Raw genomic sequence first — 16,203 nt, 5'->3', positions numbered from 1 at the left:
AAGCAATTGCCCATGCTCAGGATTGTTCAGATATTTCCGTGGGAAATTTCCTTGGCAACGCTTAGAGCTGAAGGATCAGGGTCTTCAGCGGTGGCTGCTGATCCAGCGACGGGAAGTCGCGGCCCGGGGTCATCACGCTCCACTCACGCACCGGCCGCCCGGCTTTTTCCGCGCAGCGCAGCACCTGTTCGCGCCAATCGTCCATGCTGACTTTCGCCAGATTGTTGCAGCAGATCAGCACGCCATTTTCGGCGGTGGTCAGCAGGGCGGGTTTGAGCAGGCTTTGATAATCGCGCAGCAGGTCGACGGTGCCGAACGCGCTCTTGGCCCATGCGGGCGGGTCGAGCAGCACCAGATCGTACTGACGCTCCTCGAGGCGTTGATAGCTCGGCAGTTTCTGCCCGCGACGCTGGTTGATCGGCAGGCCGGCCAGTTGGCGGATGGCCGGGAAGTAGTCGGACTGGATGAATTCCATGGTCGGCAGGTGCGGGTTGAGCTGACCGTTCTCGCGGCCGACTGCCAGATTGCCCTCGGCGAAATCCAGGTTGCACACCTCGTGCGCACCGCCGGCCGCCGCGCTGAGACCGACCCCGCAGGTATAGGCGAACAGGTTGAGCACACTTTTGCCCTTGGCGTGATCCTTGACCCAGCCGCGGGTGTTGCGCAGGTCGAGGAACAGCAGCGGATCCTGCCCTGCGTGACGTCCGCGCACGCGATAGTTCAAGCCCCATTCGTGGCCGACCAGATCGGCCAGCGCGGCGTCGTCGGCGCGGTAGACGCTGTCTTCACGATCGATCCGTGAGTTGCCACGGGAGCGGTCGTTGTAGACCAGCAGGGTTTCCAGGCCAAGAGTCTGGTTGACCATGGCGTGCAGTTGCAGCAGGTCTTCACGCGCCAGGGTCTGGTGGAAGCTTTGCACCATCAGTTGCGGGCCGTAGCGGTCAATGGTCAGGCCGCCGGCGCCTTCTTGGCTTCCGTGGAACAGCCGATAGCAGTCGGTGCCCTGACTGTGCAGCTCGGCTAGCAGATCCTGGCGTTGATCGAGGGCGGCGCGCAGCGCCAGGTTCAAGGAAGACATGCGGGCGCCTTGCTGGAGGGAATCGGGGCGCGGGAGTTTAGCAGCAACTTGGCGGCAAGCGGCGAGCTTCAAACTTGAGGCTCGCCGCTTTCCGCTGCTCCTATTGGTTCAAGCGTTTATCGATCAAGCCCTGCACCACGCTCGGATCCGCCAGCGTCGAGGTGTCGCCGAGGCTGTCGAGCTCGTTGCAGGCGATCTTGCGCAGGATCCGCCGCATGATCTTGCCCGAGCGGGTCTTCGGCAGGGCCGGGGCCCACTGGATAAGGTCCGGTTTGGCGAAGCTGCCGATTTCCTTGCTGACGTGGGCCAGCAGTTCTTTCTTCAGTTCATCGCTGGGCTCGGTCCCGTTCATCGGAGTGACGAAGGCATAAATCCCCTGGCCTTTGACGTCGTGTGGATAGCCGACCACAGCGGCCTCGGCGATGCTGTCGTGCAGCACCAGCGCGCTCTCTACCTCGGCGGTGCCGATGCGATGGCCGGAGACATTGATCACGTCGTCGATGCGCCCGGTGATCCAGTAATCGCCGTCCTCGTCACGGCGGGCGCCGTCGCCGGTGAAGTAGTAACCGGGGTAGGGCTTGAAGTAGGTGTCGACCATGCGCTGCGGGTCGCCGTAAACGCTGCGGATCTGCGCCGGCCAGCTCGACTTGATCGCCAGCACGCCACTGCCGGCGCCCTGGATTTCCTTGCCGTGTTCATCGAGCAGCACCGGTTGTACGCCGAACATCGGTTGGGTGGCGCAGCCCGGTTTGATCCGCTGGGCGCTGACCAGCGGGCTGAGCATGATGCCGCCAGTTTCGGTCTGCCACCAGGTATCGACGATCGGGCAGCGCTGTTCGCCGACTACGTTGAAATACCATTCCCACGCTTCCGGGTTGATCGGCTCACCGACACTGCCGAGCAACCTGAGGCTTTGCCGCGACGTTTCCTGCAACGGCCCGGCGCCTTCACGCATCAACGCGCGCAGGGCAGTGGGGGCGGTGTAGAAGATGTTGACCTTGTGTTTGTCGATCACCTGCCAGAACCGCGAAGTGCTCGGGTAGCTCGGCACGCCTTCGAAGATCAGGGTGGTGGCGCCGTTGGCCAGCGGCCCGTACACGATATAGCTGTGGCCGGTGACCCAGCCGACGTCGGCGGTGCACCAGAACACTTCGCCGTCGCGGTAATCGAGCACGTACTTGAAGGTCATTGCCGCTTGCAGCAGGTACCCGCCGGTGGTGTGCAGCACGCCCTTGGGCTTGCCGGTGCTGCCGGAGGTGTAGAGGATGAACAGCGGATCCTCGGCGTCCATCGGTTCCGGCGGGCAATCGTCGCTGACGTCGCGCACGGCCTGGTGATACCAGAGGTCGCGGCCTTCGACCCAGTCGACGTTGTTCTGGGTGCGCTCGACCACCACGACGGTGCTGACATTCGGGCAACTCTGCAGGGCCTTGTCGACATTCTGTTTCAGTGGCACGAATTTGCCACCGCGCACGCCCTCGTCGGCGGTGATCACGGTGCGGCAGTCGGCGTCGAGAATGCGGTCACGCAATGAGTCCGGGGAGAAACCGCCAAACACCACCGAATGAATCGCACCGATCCGCGCGCAGGCAAGCATCGCGTAAGCGGCTTCGGGGATCATCGGCATGTAGATGCACACCCGGTCGCCTTTCTTCACGCCACGGCTTTTCAGCACGTTGGCCAGGCGGCAGACGTGGTGATGAAGTTTGCTGTAAGTGATTTGTGTCGATTCGGCAGGGTCGTCGCCTTCCCAGAGGATGGCGGTCTGATCGCCGCGCTTTTCCAGATGGCGGTCAATGCAGTTGTAGCTGACGTTCAGCTTGCCACCGGCAAACCAGGCGGCTTCGCCGGTCTTCAGGTCATAGCGCTGGACGGTTTGCCACGGCGTGCTCCAGTCGAGGAAGCGGGTGGCCTGTTCGGCCCAGAAGGTGCCGGGGTGTTCAATCGATTCGCGGTACAGGCGCTGGTAGTCGTCCTGACTCAACTGTGCAGCCCGGCGGACGGCATCGGCTTTGGGGAACGTGCTGATATCGAACATGACGGTTCCTTATTCTTGTTGTGCGACAAGGATAAAGATGCGCCGAGAGCGGGGAGGGTTCAATACCTGTAAACAAACACCCCCTCATGGCGAGGGGGTGTGTTCGGGGCTGGATCAGCCGCGGTGACGGCCGCGGAAGTAGTTGATCAGGCCTTGGGTGGACGCGTCTTCGGCGGCGGTTTCCTCGCTCCCGACCAGACGGTTATACACGCCCTTGCCCAGTTCCTTGCCCAGTTCCACGCCCCACTGGTCGAAGGCGTTGATGCCCCAGACCACGCTTTGCACGAAGACTTTGTGTTCGTACATCGCCACCAGTGCGCCGAGACGACGCGGGCTGATGCGCTCGACCACGATGGTGTTGCTCGGACGGTTGCCCGGGATCACCTTGTGCGGTGCGAGTTTCTGCACCTGGTCTTCGCTCATGCCCTTGTCGCGCAATTCCGCTTCGGCTTCCGGCAGGGTCTTGCCGAGCATCAGCGCCTGGCTCTGCGACAGGCAGTTGGCGTACAGCCACTGATGGTGGTCGGAGACCGGGTTGAAGCTGACGATCGGCACGATGAAGTCGGCCGGGATCAGTTGGGTGCCCTGGTGCAGCAGCTGGTGGTAGGCGTGCTGACCGTTGCAGCCGACGCCGCCCCAGATCACCGGGCCAGTGTCGGTCGACACCGCGGTGCCGTCCTGACGCACGCTCTTGCCGTTCGATTCCATGTCCAGCTGTTGCAAGTGCTTGGTGATGTTACGCAGGTAGTGGTCGTACGGCAGGATCGCGTGGCTTTGCGCGCCCCAGAAGTTGCCGTACCACACGCCGAGCAGGGCCAGCAGCACCGGCATGTTCTGTTCGAACGGCGCGCTCTGGAAATGCTGGTCCATGGTGTAGGCACCGGACAGCAGTTCCTTGAAGTTGGACATGCCGATGGCCAGCGCGATTGGCAGACCGATGGCCGACCACAGCGAGTAACGACCGCCGACCCAGTCCCACATCGGGAAGATGTTTTCTTCGCGGATACCGAAGGCCACGGCTGCCGCGTTGTTGCTCGATACGGCGATGAAGTGGCGATACAGCTCGGCTTCCGAACCACCCTGAGCCAGGTACCAGGCGCGTGCGGCCTGGGCGTTTTTCAGGGTTTCGAGGGTGTTGAACGATTTCGACGAAACGATGAACAGCGTGGTCTCGGCGCGCAGTTTTTGCGTCAGCTCGTGGAACTCGCTGCCGTCGATGTTCGCCAGGTAATGGCAACGCACGCCTTTCTGGGCGTAGGACAGCAGGGCTTCGGAAACCAGCTCGGGGCCGAGGAACGAGCCGCCGATGCCGATGTTCACCACGTCAGTGATCGGCTTCTCGGTGTAACCGCGCCACAGACCGTCGTGGATGCGGCCCACGAGATCGGTGATCTGGTTCAGCACCTTGTGTACTTCAGGCATCACGTTGACGCCGTTGACCGACAGCTTGTCGCCGACCGGGCGACGCAGGGCGGTGTGCAGCGCCGGGCGGCCTTCGGAGGAGTTGACGATTTCGCCGTCGAACAGCGCCTTGATCGCGCCCTTGAGATCGACTTCATTGGCCAGACCCACCAGCAGGTTGCGGGTCTCGGCGTTGATCAGATTCTTCGAATAGTCGAGAAACAGTCCGCAGCTGCTGAGAGTGAACTGATTGAAGCGCTGCGGATCGGCGTTGAAGGCTTCGCGCATGCTGAAATCCTGCATGGCTTGGCGGTGATCTTTCAACGCTTGCCAGGCAGGCAGAGCGGTAACGTCATGAGGAGTGCGGTAGTACGCCATCGCTGCGGTTTTCCTTTTTACTTGAACGGCCTTTTGAACTCTGAAAAGACCTCCCCGCCATGTTTGGGCGAGGGGGCAACTGCGTCGACACGATTACTTTGGCGCAGGGCGAATACAGTAAACCCAGCGCCGCGATCTGTCTTGGCTTTGTCTGACCTGTTTTCGGTACTTTTTTAACATTGATAACAGACGGGGCCGACAGACGGCGAGTAATGCGAGCAAGTCCCTGCTTTTGCGCGCAGTGGAACGGCGGGCAGTTTGCCCGATGGTCAGGTGCTCAGCAATACAGTCTGGAAGTGGGTACAGACGCTGTGGGAGCGGGGTTGCCTCCACAGCGTCTGCCGGTATTCAGGCGGGGGTATCGAGATTCAGATGCAGGTTGTCTATCAACCGGGTGGTGCCGAGGAAGGCCGCGACCAGAATCACCAGATCACGATCTTCCGCCGTTGCCGGACGCAGGGTCAGGGCGTGGCGAATTTCCAGGTAATCCGGACGCAGGCCGGCGGCTTCCAGTTGCTGGCGTTGCGCCTGGATCAGGGCAGGGAAGTCGCGCTCGCCCTGCTTGATCGACTCGGCAATGCTGCCCAGGGTGCGATAGACCACCGGCGCCACGGCGCGCTGTTCTTCATTGAGGAAACCGTTGCGCGAGGACAGCGCCAGACCGTCGGCGGCGCGTACGGTCGGCTCACCGATGATCTGGATCGGCATGTTCAGGTCGTGCACCAGCGCGCGGATCACCGCCAGTTGCTGGAAATCTTTCTGGCCGAAGATCGCCAGGTCCGGCTGGACCATGTTGAACAGCTTGCTGACCACCGTCGCCACGCCTTCGAAGTGCCCCGGACGGCTGGCGCCGCACAGGCCTTCGGAGAGTTGCGGCACGCTGACCCGGGTCTGACCGGCCATGCCGTCGGGATACATTTCTTCGACGGTCGGGGCGAACAGCAGATCGCATCCGGCTTCCAGCAGTTTTTCCTGATCCGCCGCCAGGGTGCGCGGGTACTTGTCGAGGTCTTCGCCGGCGCCGAACTGCAGCGGGTTGACGAAAATGCTCGCAACCACGAAGTCCTCGCGCTGGGTGGCCTTGGTGATCAGCGCGATGTGGCCGCTGTGCAGGTTGCCCATGGTCGGCACGAAGCCGATGCGCTTGCCTTCACTGCGGGCGCGCGCCACGGCGGCGCGCAGTTCACGTACGGTTTTGACGGTGTTCATGCAGAGAATCCGTGTTCGATCCCGGGGAAAGTGGTGGCTTTGACTTCACTGACGTAAGCCTTCAGCGCGGACTGGATGCTGTCCTGACCCTGCATGAAGTTCTTCACGAACTTCGGCACGCGGCCGCTGATCGACAGGCCGAGCATGTCGTGCAGTACCAGCACCTGACCGTCGGTGTCGCTGCCGGCGCCAATGCCGATCACCGGAATCTTCACGGCCTGGCTGATTTCAGCTGCCAGTTCGCTCGGCACGCATTCGAGCAGCAGCATGGCTGCACCGGCCTGCTCCAGCGAGATCGCGTCGGCGCGCATCTGGCGAGCCTGGTTTTCGTTGCGACCCTGCACTTTATAGCCACCGAGAATGTTCACGGCTTGCGGGGTCAGGCCCATGTGGGCGCAGACCGGCACACCGCGCTCGGCCAGCAGGCGGATCGAGTCCGCCAGCCACAAGGCGCCTTCGACCTTGACCATGTGCGCGCCGGCCTGCATCAGCAGGGCGCTGTTGGTCATGGTTTGTTCGAGGGTGGCGTTGGCCATGAACGGCAGGTCGGCCAGGATCAGGGCATCAGAGTTGCCGCGTTTGACGCTGGCAACGTGGTAGGCCATTTCTGCGGTGGTCACCGGCAGGGTGCTGTCGTGACCCTGCAGGACCATGCCGAGGGAGTCGCCCACCAGCAGCACTTCGACACCGGCCTCGTTGCAGGCGTGGGCGAAGGTCGCGTCATAGCAGGTCAGCATGGTGATCTTTTCACCTTTCTGCTTGAGGCTCTGGAGCGTGGTCAGGGTGATGGCTGGCATGTAAGAAATCCTCGTTCAGGCGCTTTGGAAACTACTGCGAGTAACGCGCGTGATTCGTCATCTATTCAGGCGCACGCTCTTTTGTCGTGCTTATAAGGCCTGGATTGCGCCCTTGTATGCCGGGTTGGCGGCAGCGGGACGCCTATAGTCGTGATGAGGCCTCAGGAAGTCAATTGCATGTGTTACCGCATTGTTACGAGGGGAGTGTTACCGGCGTTACTGATGCGATTCAGCGGGCCGGCGGGCCTGATCTGCGGTTTTTTTGTCCGACAAAAACCGGGATTTGGACAAGTCGATGTGGGAGCGGGCTTGCTCGCGAAGGCGTCGTGTCAGTCAGCATCTTATTGAGCTGATACACCGCATTCGCGAGCAAGCCCGCTCCCACAGGGGATAGATGTCAGGGGAGGGGAAGGCGTTCGAGGCCGACGAACGGGCAGGCTGCGAGAAGATCGGCAAGGGTGCGGCCATCGGCCAGACGCAGATCATCGGGAGCCAGTTCGGCCAGGGGATAGAGAACGAACGCGCGTTCCTGCATGTGGTAGTGCGGGACTTTCAGGCGCGGTTCATCGATCAGGCGATCACCGAACAGCAGAATGTCCAGATCCAGCGTGCGCGGGCCCCAGCGCTCCAGGCGTTCGCGGCCCTGATCGTTTTCGATGGCTTGCAAAGCATCGAGCAGATCCAGCGGGGCGAGCGCGCTGTCGAGCGCGGCAACCGCGTTGGTATAACGCGGTTGCCCCGGCAGCAGGGAGTCGCTTTGGTAGAAGGCAGACACGCCGACCAGTTCGGTATCGGGCAATTGCCCCAGCGCGTCGACCGCGCTGCGCAGTTGTTCGGCCGGGTCAGCCAGGTTGCTGCCCATGCCGATGTAGATACGTTCCATGCCTTATTCGCCCGTGGCGCTCGGTGCGCCGGCGCGTTTGCGCTTGGAACCGCTGCTGCGGCGACGCTTGCGCGGTGCACCACTGGCGTCATCACCCTTACCGCTGAGGTCACGGATCATGTCACGACGTTCACTGTCGTTGGCGTCCTGATAATCGGTCCACCATTCGCCCAGGCCATCGGTCTGCTCGCCGGCGCTTTCACGCAACAGCAGGAAGTCGTAGCCGGCGCGGAAGCGCGGATTGTCCAGCAGCAGGTCGGCGCGTTTGCCGCTGCGGCGTGGCAGGCGTTCCTGCATGTCCCAGATCTCGCGGATCGGCATGGTGAAGCGTTTTGGAATTGCAATGCGCTGGCACTGTTCGGCTATCAGTTCGTGAGCGCCTTCCTGCATCGCCGGAATCGGCGGCATGCCGCGCTCTTGCAGACGCAACACGCGGGCCGGCAGGGCAGGCCACAGCAGGGCGGCGAACAGGAACGCCGGGGTCACCGGTTTGTTCTGCTTGATCCGCAGGTCGGTGTTGGTCAGTGCTTCGCTGATCAACGTGTGGGTGTATTCCGGGTTGTGTTCCAGCGCATCGGCACTGGCCGGGAACAGCGGCGCGAACAGTTGCAGGTCGACCAGCATCTCGAAGGTGATGGCGCCATGACCGGAGAGGAACAGCTTGAGCACTTCCTCGAACAGACGGGCCGACGGGATCTCGCGCAGCATCGGCGCCAGTTCGCGGATCGGCTGGACGGTGTGCTTCTCGATACCGAAATTGAGCTTGGCAGCGAAACGCACGGCCCGCAGCATCCGCACCGGGTCTTCCTGGTAACGTTTCTTTGGGTCGCCGATCAGGCGGATCAGGTGGTTGCGGATGTCGTGTACGCCGTTGGCGTAGTCGAGGATGCGCTCGCTGACCGGATCGTAATACAGGGCGTTGATGGTGAAGTCGCGGCGTTGCGCGTCTTCTTCCAGGGTGCCGTAGACGTTGTCGCGCAGAATACGCCCGCTCTCGTTGCGCGAAGACTGATTGCTGTCTTCATCGTCTTCGTTTTGCGGGTGATTGGCGCGGAAGGTCGCGACTTCAATGATTTCGCGGCCGAAATGGATGTGTACCAGCTTGAAGCGGCGGCCGATGATCCGCGCATTGCGGAATTCGGCACGAACCTGCTCGGGGGTGGCGCTGGTGGCGACGTCGAAGTCTTTGGGCGTGATGCCCAGCAGCATGTCTCGCACGCAACCGCCAACCAGGTAGGCCTGGTAGCCGGCGCCCTGCAGACGTTCGACGATGTTGACCGCGTACCGGCTGAATTGGGCCTTTTGCAGCGAATGTTGGCCGCTGTTGAGGACTTCAGGCGTGCTACGGATGTGTTGCGTACGACGCAGGGGAGTTCGGAATGACTGGAACAGCTTCTTCAGCATGGGATGCACTGTTTGAAGGAATGTTCGGCCATACCAGAGAATGACCGCATGATGGGCCGGGATTCTAGCATTTAGTCGAGGGATGGTGTAGGACGCTGCCGTTTTGCGCTGCAAGCCGCAGGCTAGAGGGGTGTAGGGGGCGTGTGAAGGAGAGATTTGCCGTAAGGGAGAAACTACAAGGGGAGCCGAAGCTCCCCAAGAAGTAGTTGCGTGCTCTTTTTATTATTGATTCGGGCTTCTTGTTTTTGTTGAGTGCCCTCGTCATGAAGCTTTTCCTTCATGACCCTCCCAATCGGGAGCCAAGAGCAAACGGATTGCTTTGGTCGCTGTGTTGCAGTGATCTTGCGATCCAACCAGTACAGGCTCTGTCTTAAGACAGTTTTTGTTGTTCTCGGCCTGGTCGTGGGGCTAGCCCCAAATACAACGCCTCTCCAAAAGAATCAGTTAGCTGCGCCTCTCGCCGTCTTGTTTTTATTGTGCGTGAGTCGATTCGTCTTATTTTTATTGTCTTGTGCATTGCTTGTTATTGTTCTTGTACCAAACATATAGCAGGTGCCGTGCCAACTTTTGCGAACCCCAATAAAACAAGGGGTTAGGTCGATATAACCGTTTTCGCAGGGCGAAAAAAAGCCGGGATTTCGTTACCGATAACCCCGGCTTCTGTTACGTGAAAAGACTGAGGTAACAGTTTTTTCACTTCTTTAGCGGTTACCCGCACACTCGACAGGTAACGTTCAGCTCTCGCTGGCGACCCCGGTCTTGCGCCGCGGAATGCCCAAACGCTGACGGCGTTCCCACAGGCATTTGCGGCTGACGCCCAGTTTGCGCGCCAGTTCGGTCTCGGTCATGTGGTCCTGATGCTCGAGCACGAAATGCTGGAAATAGTCTTCCAGTGACAGGTCTTCCGTCGGTTCGTGGCTGCTGTTGCTGGCGTTACCGGACTGTTGAGCCGGCAGGCCGATGAATTCGTCGTCCTCCAGATCACCCAGTTCGATGTCGATGCCCAGCAGGTCGGCAGAAATTTCCGGGCTTTCGCTCAGAATAACCGCGCGCTCGACGGCGTTTTCCAACTCCCGCACGTTACCCGGCCAGGAATAGTGCCGGATCGCCTGTTCGGCATCGGCGGCAAATTTCAGGTCGGTGCGGTTGATGCGCGCGCTCTGACGAGCGAGGAACGCATTGGCGATTTCGTTGACGTCGGCGCCACGCTCGCGCAGGGCCGGCAGTTTCAACGCGATCACGTGGAGGCGGTAGTACAAGTCTTCACGGAACTGGCCGATTTTCGCCAGGCTCTTGAGGTCACGGTGGGTCGCCGCGATCAAGCGGACATCGACTTTTTGTGACTGGACCGAGCCCACCCGGCGAATTTCGCCTTCCTGCAACACGCGCAGCAGGCGAGCCTGAGCTTCGAGTGGCAATTCGCCGATTTCGTCGAGGAACAGCGTGCCGCCGTCCGCCGCTTCCACCAGACCGGCGCGACCGGCGCTGGCACCGGTGAACGCACCTTTCTCGTGGCCGAACAGTTCGGACTCGATCAGGCTTTCCGGAATGGCGGCGCAGTTAACCGAGATCATCGGCGCCTTGGCGCGTTTCGACAGGTTGTGCAGGGCGCGGGCCACCAGTTCTTTACCGGTGCCGGACTCACCCTGGATCAGCACGTTGGAATCGGTCGGCGCGACTTTACGGATCTTGCCGTAAAGATCCTGCATCGGCGGACACGAGCCGATGATGCCGATTTCGCCGTTGCTGTTGTCGATGGCGGATTTGCCGCTGCCATTGGCCGGTCTGGCAGCAGCTGCCTCGCCGGCGGCAGGCGCCGATTGGCGATCACGCAGGATCCGCGCGACAGCCTGAAGCATTTCATCGTGGTCGAAAGGCTTGGCAATGTAATCCACCGCGCCCATCTTCATCGAGTCGACCGCCGAGCGCAGGCTGGCGTAGCTGGTCATGATCAGCACAGGCGTGCCCTGGCCGAGCTTGATCAGCTCGGTGCCGGGAGCGCCCGGTAGTCGCAGGTCGCTGACGATCAGATCGAATGTGGGAATACTGAAGCGTTCTTGTGCTTCCTGCACTGAACCGGCTTCGCTGACCTGGTACTGGTTGCGTTCCAGCAGGCGGCGCAAGGCGGAGCGGATAATGGTTTCGTCTTCGACGATCAAAATGTGCGGCATTGATTCGATACTCTCGACGGTCTCAGTTCACAGCGGACGTCGCTTCGACATGACGCGGCAATGTCACCCGGATACGGGTGCCGCGCTGGCTCTGAACATCAGCCGGGCTGTCGATGGTGATTTGTCCATAATGCTCTTCAACGATGGAATAGACCAGTGCAAGGCCCAGACCGGTGCCTTCGCCAGGATCCTTGGTGGTGAAGAAGGGTTCGAACAATCGGTCCATGATGCTCGACGGAATACCGCTGCCTTCGTCTTCGACGATCAGATCGACCGTGTGTTCGCCGGCTTCGCTCTTGACCCGCACCGCACTGCCGGCAGGCGAGGCGTCACGGGCGTTGGAGAGCAGATTGATCAGCACCTGGGCGAGCCGCTGCGGATCGCCTTCGACCCAGTGATCGGGATCGCACAGGTTGTAGAACTGGACTTCGAAATTGCGCCGGTTGAGCGCCAGCAAACCGATGGCGTCCTGGGCGACTTCCGCCAGACAAACGGGCTCGTCACTGTGCTGATGGCTGCCGGCGTGGGCGAAGCTCATCAGCGACTGGACGATGCGCGACACGCGTTTGGTCTGCTCGAGGATCTGGCCGCTGATTTCCGTCAGCTCACCATCTTCTTCGCGCTCTTCCCGCAGGTTTTGCGCCAGGCACGCGATGCCGGTGATCGGGTTGCCGATTTCGTGGGCCACACCCGCCGCGAGTCGGCCGATGCTGGCCAGGCGCTCGGAGTGCACCAGTTTGTCTTCGAGCATTTGGGTTTCGGTCAGATCTTCCACCAGCAACACCAGGCCGCTGTTGCCCGGTGCCAGCGGCTCGTCGATCGCCGCTTTGTGCAGGTTCAGCCAACGGGTCTGGCCGTCGAGGGCCAAATGCTGTTTGTGCAAATGTTCATCCGGCAGATGGATGAAGCCTTGCAGCAGGTCTTTCCACGGATTGGCGATGGTGCTCAGGCGCGAGCCGACGACCCGTTGCGCGGCAATTCCGGTCAGTTCTTCCATGGCCTTGTTCCACATCAGGATCTCCTGATCCTTGGCCAGCGAGCAGACGCCCATCGGCAGTTCCTGCAGGGTCTGGCGGTGGTAGCGGCGCAGGGCATCGAGTTCGGCAGCCAGACCGGTGAGGCGCGAGTGATAATCCTCGAGGCGGCTTTCGATGAAGTGGATGTCTTCGGTGACGTAGTTTTCACCGCCAGCCTTGTACGGCAGAAAGGTTTCCACCATGTCCTGGGCGACGCTCGGGCCCATCAGGCCGGAGAGGTTGGCTTCGATCCGGTCACGCAGGCGGCGCAAGGCATAAGGGCGGCGTTCGTCGAATGGCAGATAAAGGTCGCGCAGGGCCTGTTCGACTTCTTTCTGCGCAGCCTTGGCGCCCAGCGGCTTGGCCAGTTGCGTGGCGAATTCTTGCGGCGAGGCGGCGTGCAATTCGCGGCGTTGCGGGCGACGTACGTTGTCCACCGCGCAGGCTTCGGCGGCGCTGGCCTCTTCAGGGCTGGCATTGGTGAACAGCGAAATCAGCGTGAACATCAGGACGTTGGCCGCCAGCGAGGCGATGGCCGCCATGTGCCAACTGGTGTCGTCCAATACGTAAATCATGTTCAGCAGCGGAATGTAGAAACCTTGCAGGTTGCCGACCAGCGGCAACAGCATGGTCACGACCCACACCACAATCCCCGCCAGCAGACCGGCGATAAAACCGCGGCGATTGGCGGTCGGCCAGTACAGCACCGAGAGCACACCCGGCAGGAATTGCAGGGTCGCAACGAAGGCAACGATGCCGAGGTTGGCCAGATCCTGCTCGGCGCCCAGCATCAGATAGAAGCAGAAGCCGGCCATGATGATCGCGACGATCAGTGCCCGGCGGGTCCATTTCAACCAGCGATAGATATTGCCCTCGGCCGGTGGCTGGTAGAGCGGCAGCACCAGATGGTTCAGGGCCATGCCCGACAGCGCCAGCGTGGTGACGATGATCAGGCCGCTGGCCGCCGACAATCCGCCGACATAGGCCAGCAACGCCAGCGACTTGCTGTTGGCGGCGATACCGATGCCGAGGGTGAAGTATTCCGGATTGGTGGTGGCGCCGAGTTTCAGGCCGGCCCAGAGAATCAGCGGCACGGCCAGGCTCATCAACAGTAGGAACAGCGGCAGGCCCCAGCTTGCGCTGACCAGCGAGCGCGGGTTGAGGTTTTCAGTGAAGGTCATGTGATACATGTGCGGCATCACGATCGCCGAGGCGAAAAACACCAGCAGCAACGTGCGCCACGGGCCTTCCTGCAACGGCGTGTGCAGGGCGGCGAGGGCGGTCTGGTTCTGCAACAGCCACAGTTCAAGTTGCTGCGGGCCGTCGAATACGCCGTATAGCGCGTAGAGGCCAACGCCGCCAAGGGCCACCAGTTTGATCACCGATTCGAAGGCAATCGCGAATACCAGTCCTTCGTGCTTTTCACGGGTGGCGATGTGACGGGAGCCGAAGAAGATCGTGAACAGAATGATCAGCGCACAGAACGCCAGGGCCACGCGATTCTGCACCGGTTCGCCGGTGAGGATGCCAATGGAGTCGGCCACCGCCTGAATCTGCAACGCCAGCAACGGCAAGACGCCGATCAGCATGAAAATCGTGGTCAGCGCACCGGCCCAGGTGCTGCGAAAGCGGAAGGCGAACAGGTCCGCCAGCGACGACAGTTGATAAGTGCGGGTGATCTTGAGGATCGGATACAGCAGCACTGGCGCCAGCAGAAACGCGCCGGACACCCCGAGATAACTGGACAGAAAGCCATAGCCGTACTGATAGGCCAGACCCACCGTGCCATAAAACGCCCACGCGCTGGCGTAGACCCCCAGCGACAGTGTGTAGGTCAACGGGTGGCGAATGATCGCCCGCGGGATCATGCCCCGTTCACTGATCCAGGCCACGCCGAACAGCGCGGCCAGGTAGGCGGCGCTGATCAGCAGCATCTGGGTCAGGCTAAAGCTCATCGGCATCTTTTTGGCTCTGCAGGATGAAGGTCACGACAATCAGGATCAGCCAGAGCAGATAAGGGCGATACCAGGCGCCCGTCGCGTCGATCCACCAATCCATGATGGCGGGAGAAAACAGGTAGATCCCCACGACCAGAAGCAGGACCAAGCGATAGATGTACATCCCGGCCTCTCTTTTTTATGCGCGTGCCCGAAAACGTGCGGCGATGGTAACGGATGGGCGCGCCACTGCAAGTGTCGTCACAGCAGTTGCGCTTCGGGCAGGGTCAGTGTGCGCGGGATTTTCAAGGCATCCCAGTGGGCGCTGCCCCAGTTCAACAGTTCATGCGGCGAGGCGTGGGCCAGTTCGGGCCCCGGGTTTTGCCCCAGTGCACGCAGGGCCCGCAGCAACAATGGCGCGGCCTGATCGGCTTCCAGCGGTGGCGAGCGATAGGACTTGCCGAGCTTGTTGCCGTCCGGCTGGGTAATCAGTGGCAAATGCAGATAGCGCGGTTGGCGCAGGCCCAGCAATTCCTGCAGATAGAGCTGACGCGGTGTGGAGTCGAGCAGATCGGCACCGCGCACGATGTCGGTGATGCCCTGCCACGCATCGTCCAGCACCACTGCCAGTTGGTAGGCGTAGAGACCGTCGCGGCGGCGGATTACGAAATCTCCCACGTCACGGCCCAGATGCTGGCGGTATTGGCCCTGCACCCGGTCGATGAAGTGGTATTCGAGCTCCGGCACGCGCAGGCGAATCGCCGCGTCTTCCTGACCATGGCCGGCATTGCGGCACAGTCCCGGATAAATGCCATGGTACGGCTCGAGCTGTTTGCGCGAACAGGTGCAGGCGTAGGCCAGGCCGTGATTGAACAGGCTGTCGAGCACTTGGGCGTAGGCTTCGTGCCGATCGCTCTGGCGGACCATTTCGCCGTCCCATTCGAAGCCATAGCTTTCCAGCGCCTTGAGAATCGCCGCTTGCGCGCCCGGCTCTTCACGGGGCGGATCGAGGTCTTCCATGCGCACCAGCCAGCGGCCGCCCACCGAGCGCGCGTCCAGATAAGAGGCCAGGGCGGCGACCAGCGAACCGAAATGCAGGTGCCCGCTGGGTGTCGGGGCGAAGCGGCCAATGTAGGCGGGGGAGGTGTTGGCAGTCATGAGGGCGATGTTACTTGAGAGTCAAAAAACGCCAGAAACAAAAACGGAGCGTTCGCACGCTCCGTTTTTCGTTCAGGCCGGGATTACTTGCCGACCTGCTTTTCCTTGATTTCCGCCAGGTTCTTGCAGTCGACGCACATGTCGGCAGTCGGACGGGCCTCGAGGCGCTTGACGCCGATCTCGATGCCGCAAGAGTCGCACCAGCCGTACTCTTCGTCTTCGATCAGTTGCAGGGTCTTGTCGATCTTCTTGATCAGTTTGCGCTCGCGGTCGCGGGCGCGCAGCTCGAGGGCGAACTCTTCTTCCTGGCTGGCACGGTCGGCCGGATCAGGAAAGTTGGCCGCTTCGTCTTTCATGTGATCAACAGTGCGGTCGACTTCCTGCATCAAGTCGAGTTTCCACTTGGTCAGGATCTTGGTGAAGTGCGCACGCATAGGCGCGCCCATGTACTCTTCGCCCTCTTTAGGGACGTAAGGTTCGAAACCGCTGAGTGTCTGACTTGCCTGTTGCTTTGCTTGGGTGGGCATGAAATGGACCGCCTCTACTCTTGTAATCCATTGCGCAGGATTGCTCCATCACCGACACCTGCCGGCCCTGCGGCTGCAAGCGGGCGAACTTACCAGATCAATTCGACCCGCGCTACTCCCGGATGTCGAGCGCGTGGCCGATGGGACTTGCAAATGTTTGCCAAGCCATGTCCGGCGGTGCTGCAAACCTGCTCAATCACTGATTT

The 16,203-nt window shown here is 61.3% G+C and carries 12 protein-coding genes; all 12 read right to left on the bottom strand.

Annotated features, from left to right (window positions below; genetic code table 11):
• Window positions 1-61: 61 nt before the first annotated feature.
• On the bottom strand, window positions 62-1,078 hold the full coding sequence (locus L6D74_RS18840) for a class I SAM-dependent rRNA methyltransferase (RefSeq protein ID WP_236190025.1): 1,017 nt from the start codon (window positions 1,076-1,078) through the stop codon (window positions 62-64).
• A gap of 100 nt (window positions 1,079-1,178) precedes the next feature.
• Window positions 1,179-3,116, bottom strand: a complete 1,938-nt coding sequence (gene acs / locus L6D74_RS18835) for an acetate--CoA ligase (protein WP_236190024.1) — start codon at window positions 3,114-3,116, stop codon at window positions 1,179-1,181.
• Window positions 3,117-3,230: 114 nt separating this feature from the next.
• Complete coding sequence (pgi, locus tag L6D74_RS18830) at window positions 3,231-4,895, bottom strand: glucose-6-phosphate isomerase (RefSeq protein ID WP_039771644.1); 1,665 nt, start codon at window positions 4,893-4,895, stop codon at window positions 3,231-3,233.
• A 348-nt stretch (window positions 4,896-5,243) separates the two neighbouring features.
• Window positions 5,244-6,104: a pantoate--beta-alanine ligase gene (gene panC, locus L6D74_RS18825; RefSeq protein WP_236190023.1), complete on the bottom strand. Its 861-nt coding sequence runs from the start codon at window positions 6,102-6,104 to the stop codon at window positions 5,244-5,246.
• Window positions 6,101-6,901 carry a 3-methyl-2-oxobutanoate hydroxymethyltransferase gene (panB, locus tag L6D74_RS18820; protein WP_039771642.1) on the bottom strand — a complete coding sequence of 267 codons (801 nt, stop codon included), beginning with the start codon at window positions 6,899-6,901 and terminating at the stop codon, window positions 6,101-6,103. Before panB ends, panC begins: the two co-directional genes overlap by 4 nt.
• 397 nt (window positions 6,902-7,298) lie before the next feature.
• Window positions 7,299-7,784, bottom strand: coding sequence for a 2-amino-4-hydroxy-6-hydroxymethyldihydropteridine diphosphokinase (gene folK, locus L6D74_RS18815; RefSeq protein WP_085648756.1), 486 nt, complete (start codon window positions 7,782-7,784; stop codon window positions 7,299-7,301).
• Window positions 7,785-7,787: 3 nt separating this feature from the next.
• Window positions 7,788-9,188, bottom strand: coding sequence for a polynucleotide adenylyltransferase PcnB (locus L6D74_RS18810; RefSeq protein WP_064599472.1), 1,401 nt, complete (start codon window positions 9,186-9,188; stop codon window positions 7,788-7,790).
• A 734-nt stretch (window positions 9,189-9,922) separates the two neighbouring features.
• Window positions 9,923-11,359 (bottom strand): sigma-54-dependent transcriptional regulator, encoded by a 1,437-nt coding sequence (locus L6D74_RS18805; protein ID WP_236190022.1) that lies wholly within the window; start codon window positions 11,357-11,359, stop codon window positions 9,923-9,925.
• Window positions 11,360-11,381: 22 nt separating this feature from the next.
• Window positions 11,382-14,336 (bottom strand): sensor histidine kinase, encoded by a 2,955-nt coding sequence (locus L6D74_RS18800; protein WP_166742304.1) that lies wholly within the window; start codon window positions 14,334-14,336, stop codon window positions 11,382-11,384.
• Window positions 14,320-14,496: a hypothetical protein gene (locus L6D74_RS18795; RefSeq protein ID WP_003176118.1), complete on the bottom strand. Its 177-nt coding sequence runs from the start codon at window positions 14,494-14,496 to the stop codon at window positions 14,320-14,322. The genes L6D74_RS18800 and L6D74_RS18795 overlap by 17 nt, the downstream gene beginning before the upstream one ends.
• Window positions 14,497-14,573: 77 nt before the next feature.
• Entirely contained in the window at window positions 14,574-15,470 is an 897-nt protein-coding gene (gene gluQRS, locus L6D74_RS18790; RefSeq protein ID WP_236190021.1) for a tRNA glutamyl-Q(34) synthetase GluQRS, read from the bottom strand.
• Between the two features lie 83 nt (window positions 15,471-15,553).
• The gene (dksA, locus tag L6D74_RS18785; RefSeq protein WP_039771633.1) at window positions 15,554-15,997 is read right to left on the bottom strand and encodes an RNA polymerase-binding protein DksA; all 444 of its coding nucleotides are present in this window, start codon (window positions 15,995-15,997) and stop codon (window positions 15,554-15,556) included.
• Window positions 15,998-16,203: the final 206 nt, after the last annotated feature.

The sequence above is a fragment of the Pseudomonas pharyngis genome, assembly GCF_021602345.1.
Taxonomy (GTDB): Bacteria; Pseudomonadota; Gammaproteobacteria; order Pseudomonadales; family Pseudomonadaceae; genus Aquipseudomonas; species Aquipseudomonas pharyngis.
Note: the sequence above shows the minus strand (reverse complement) of the source record. Positions and strands in the feature narration are given on the sequence as shown.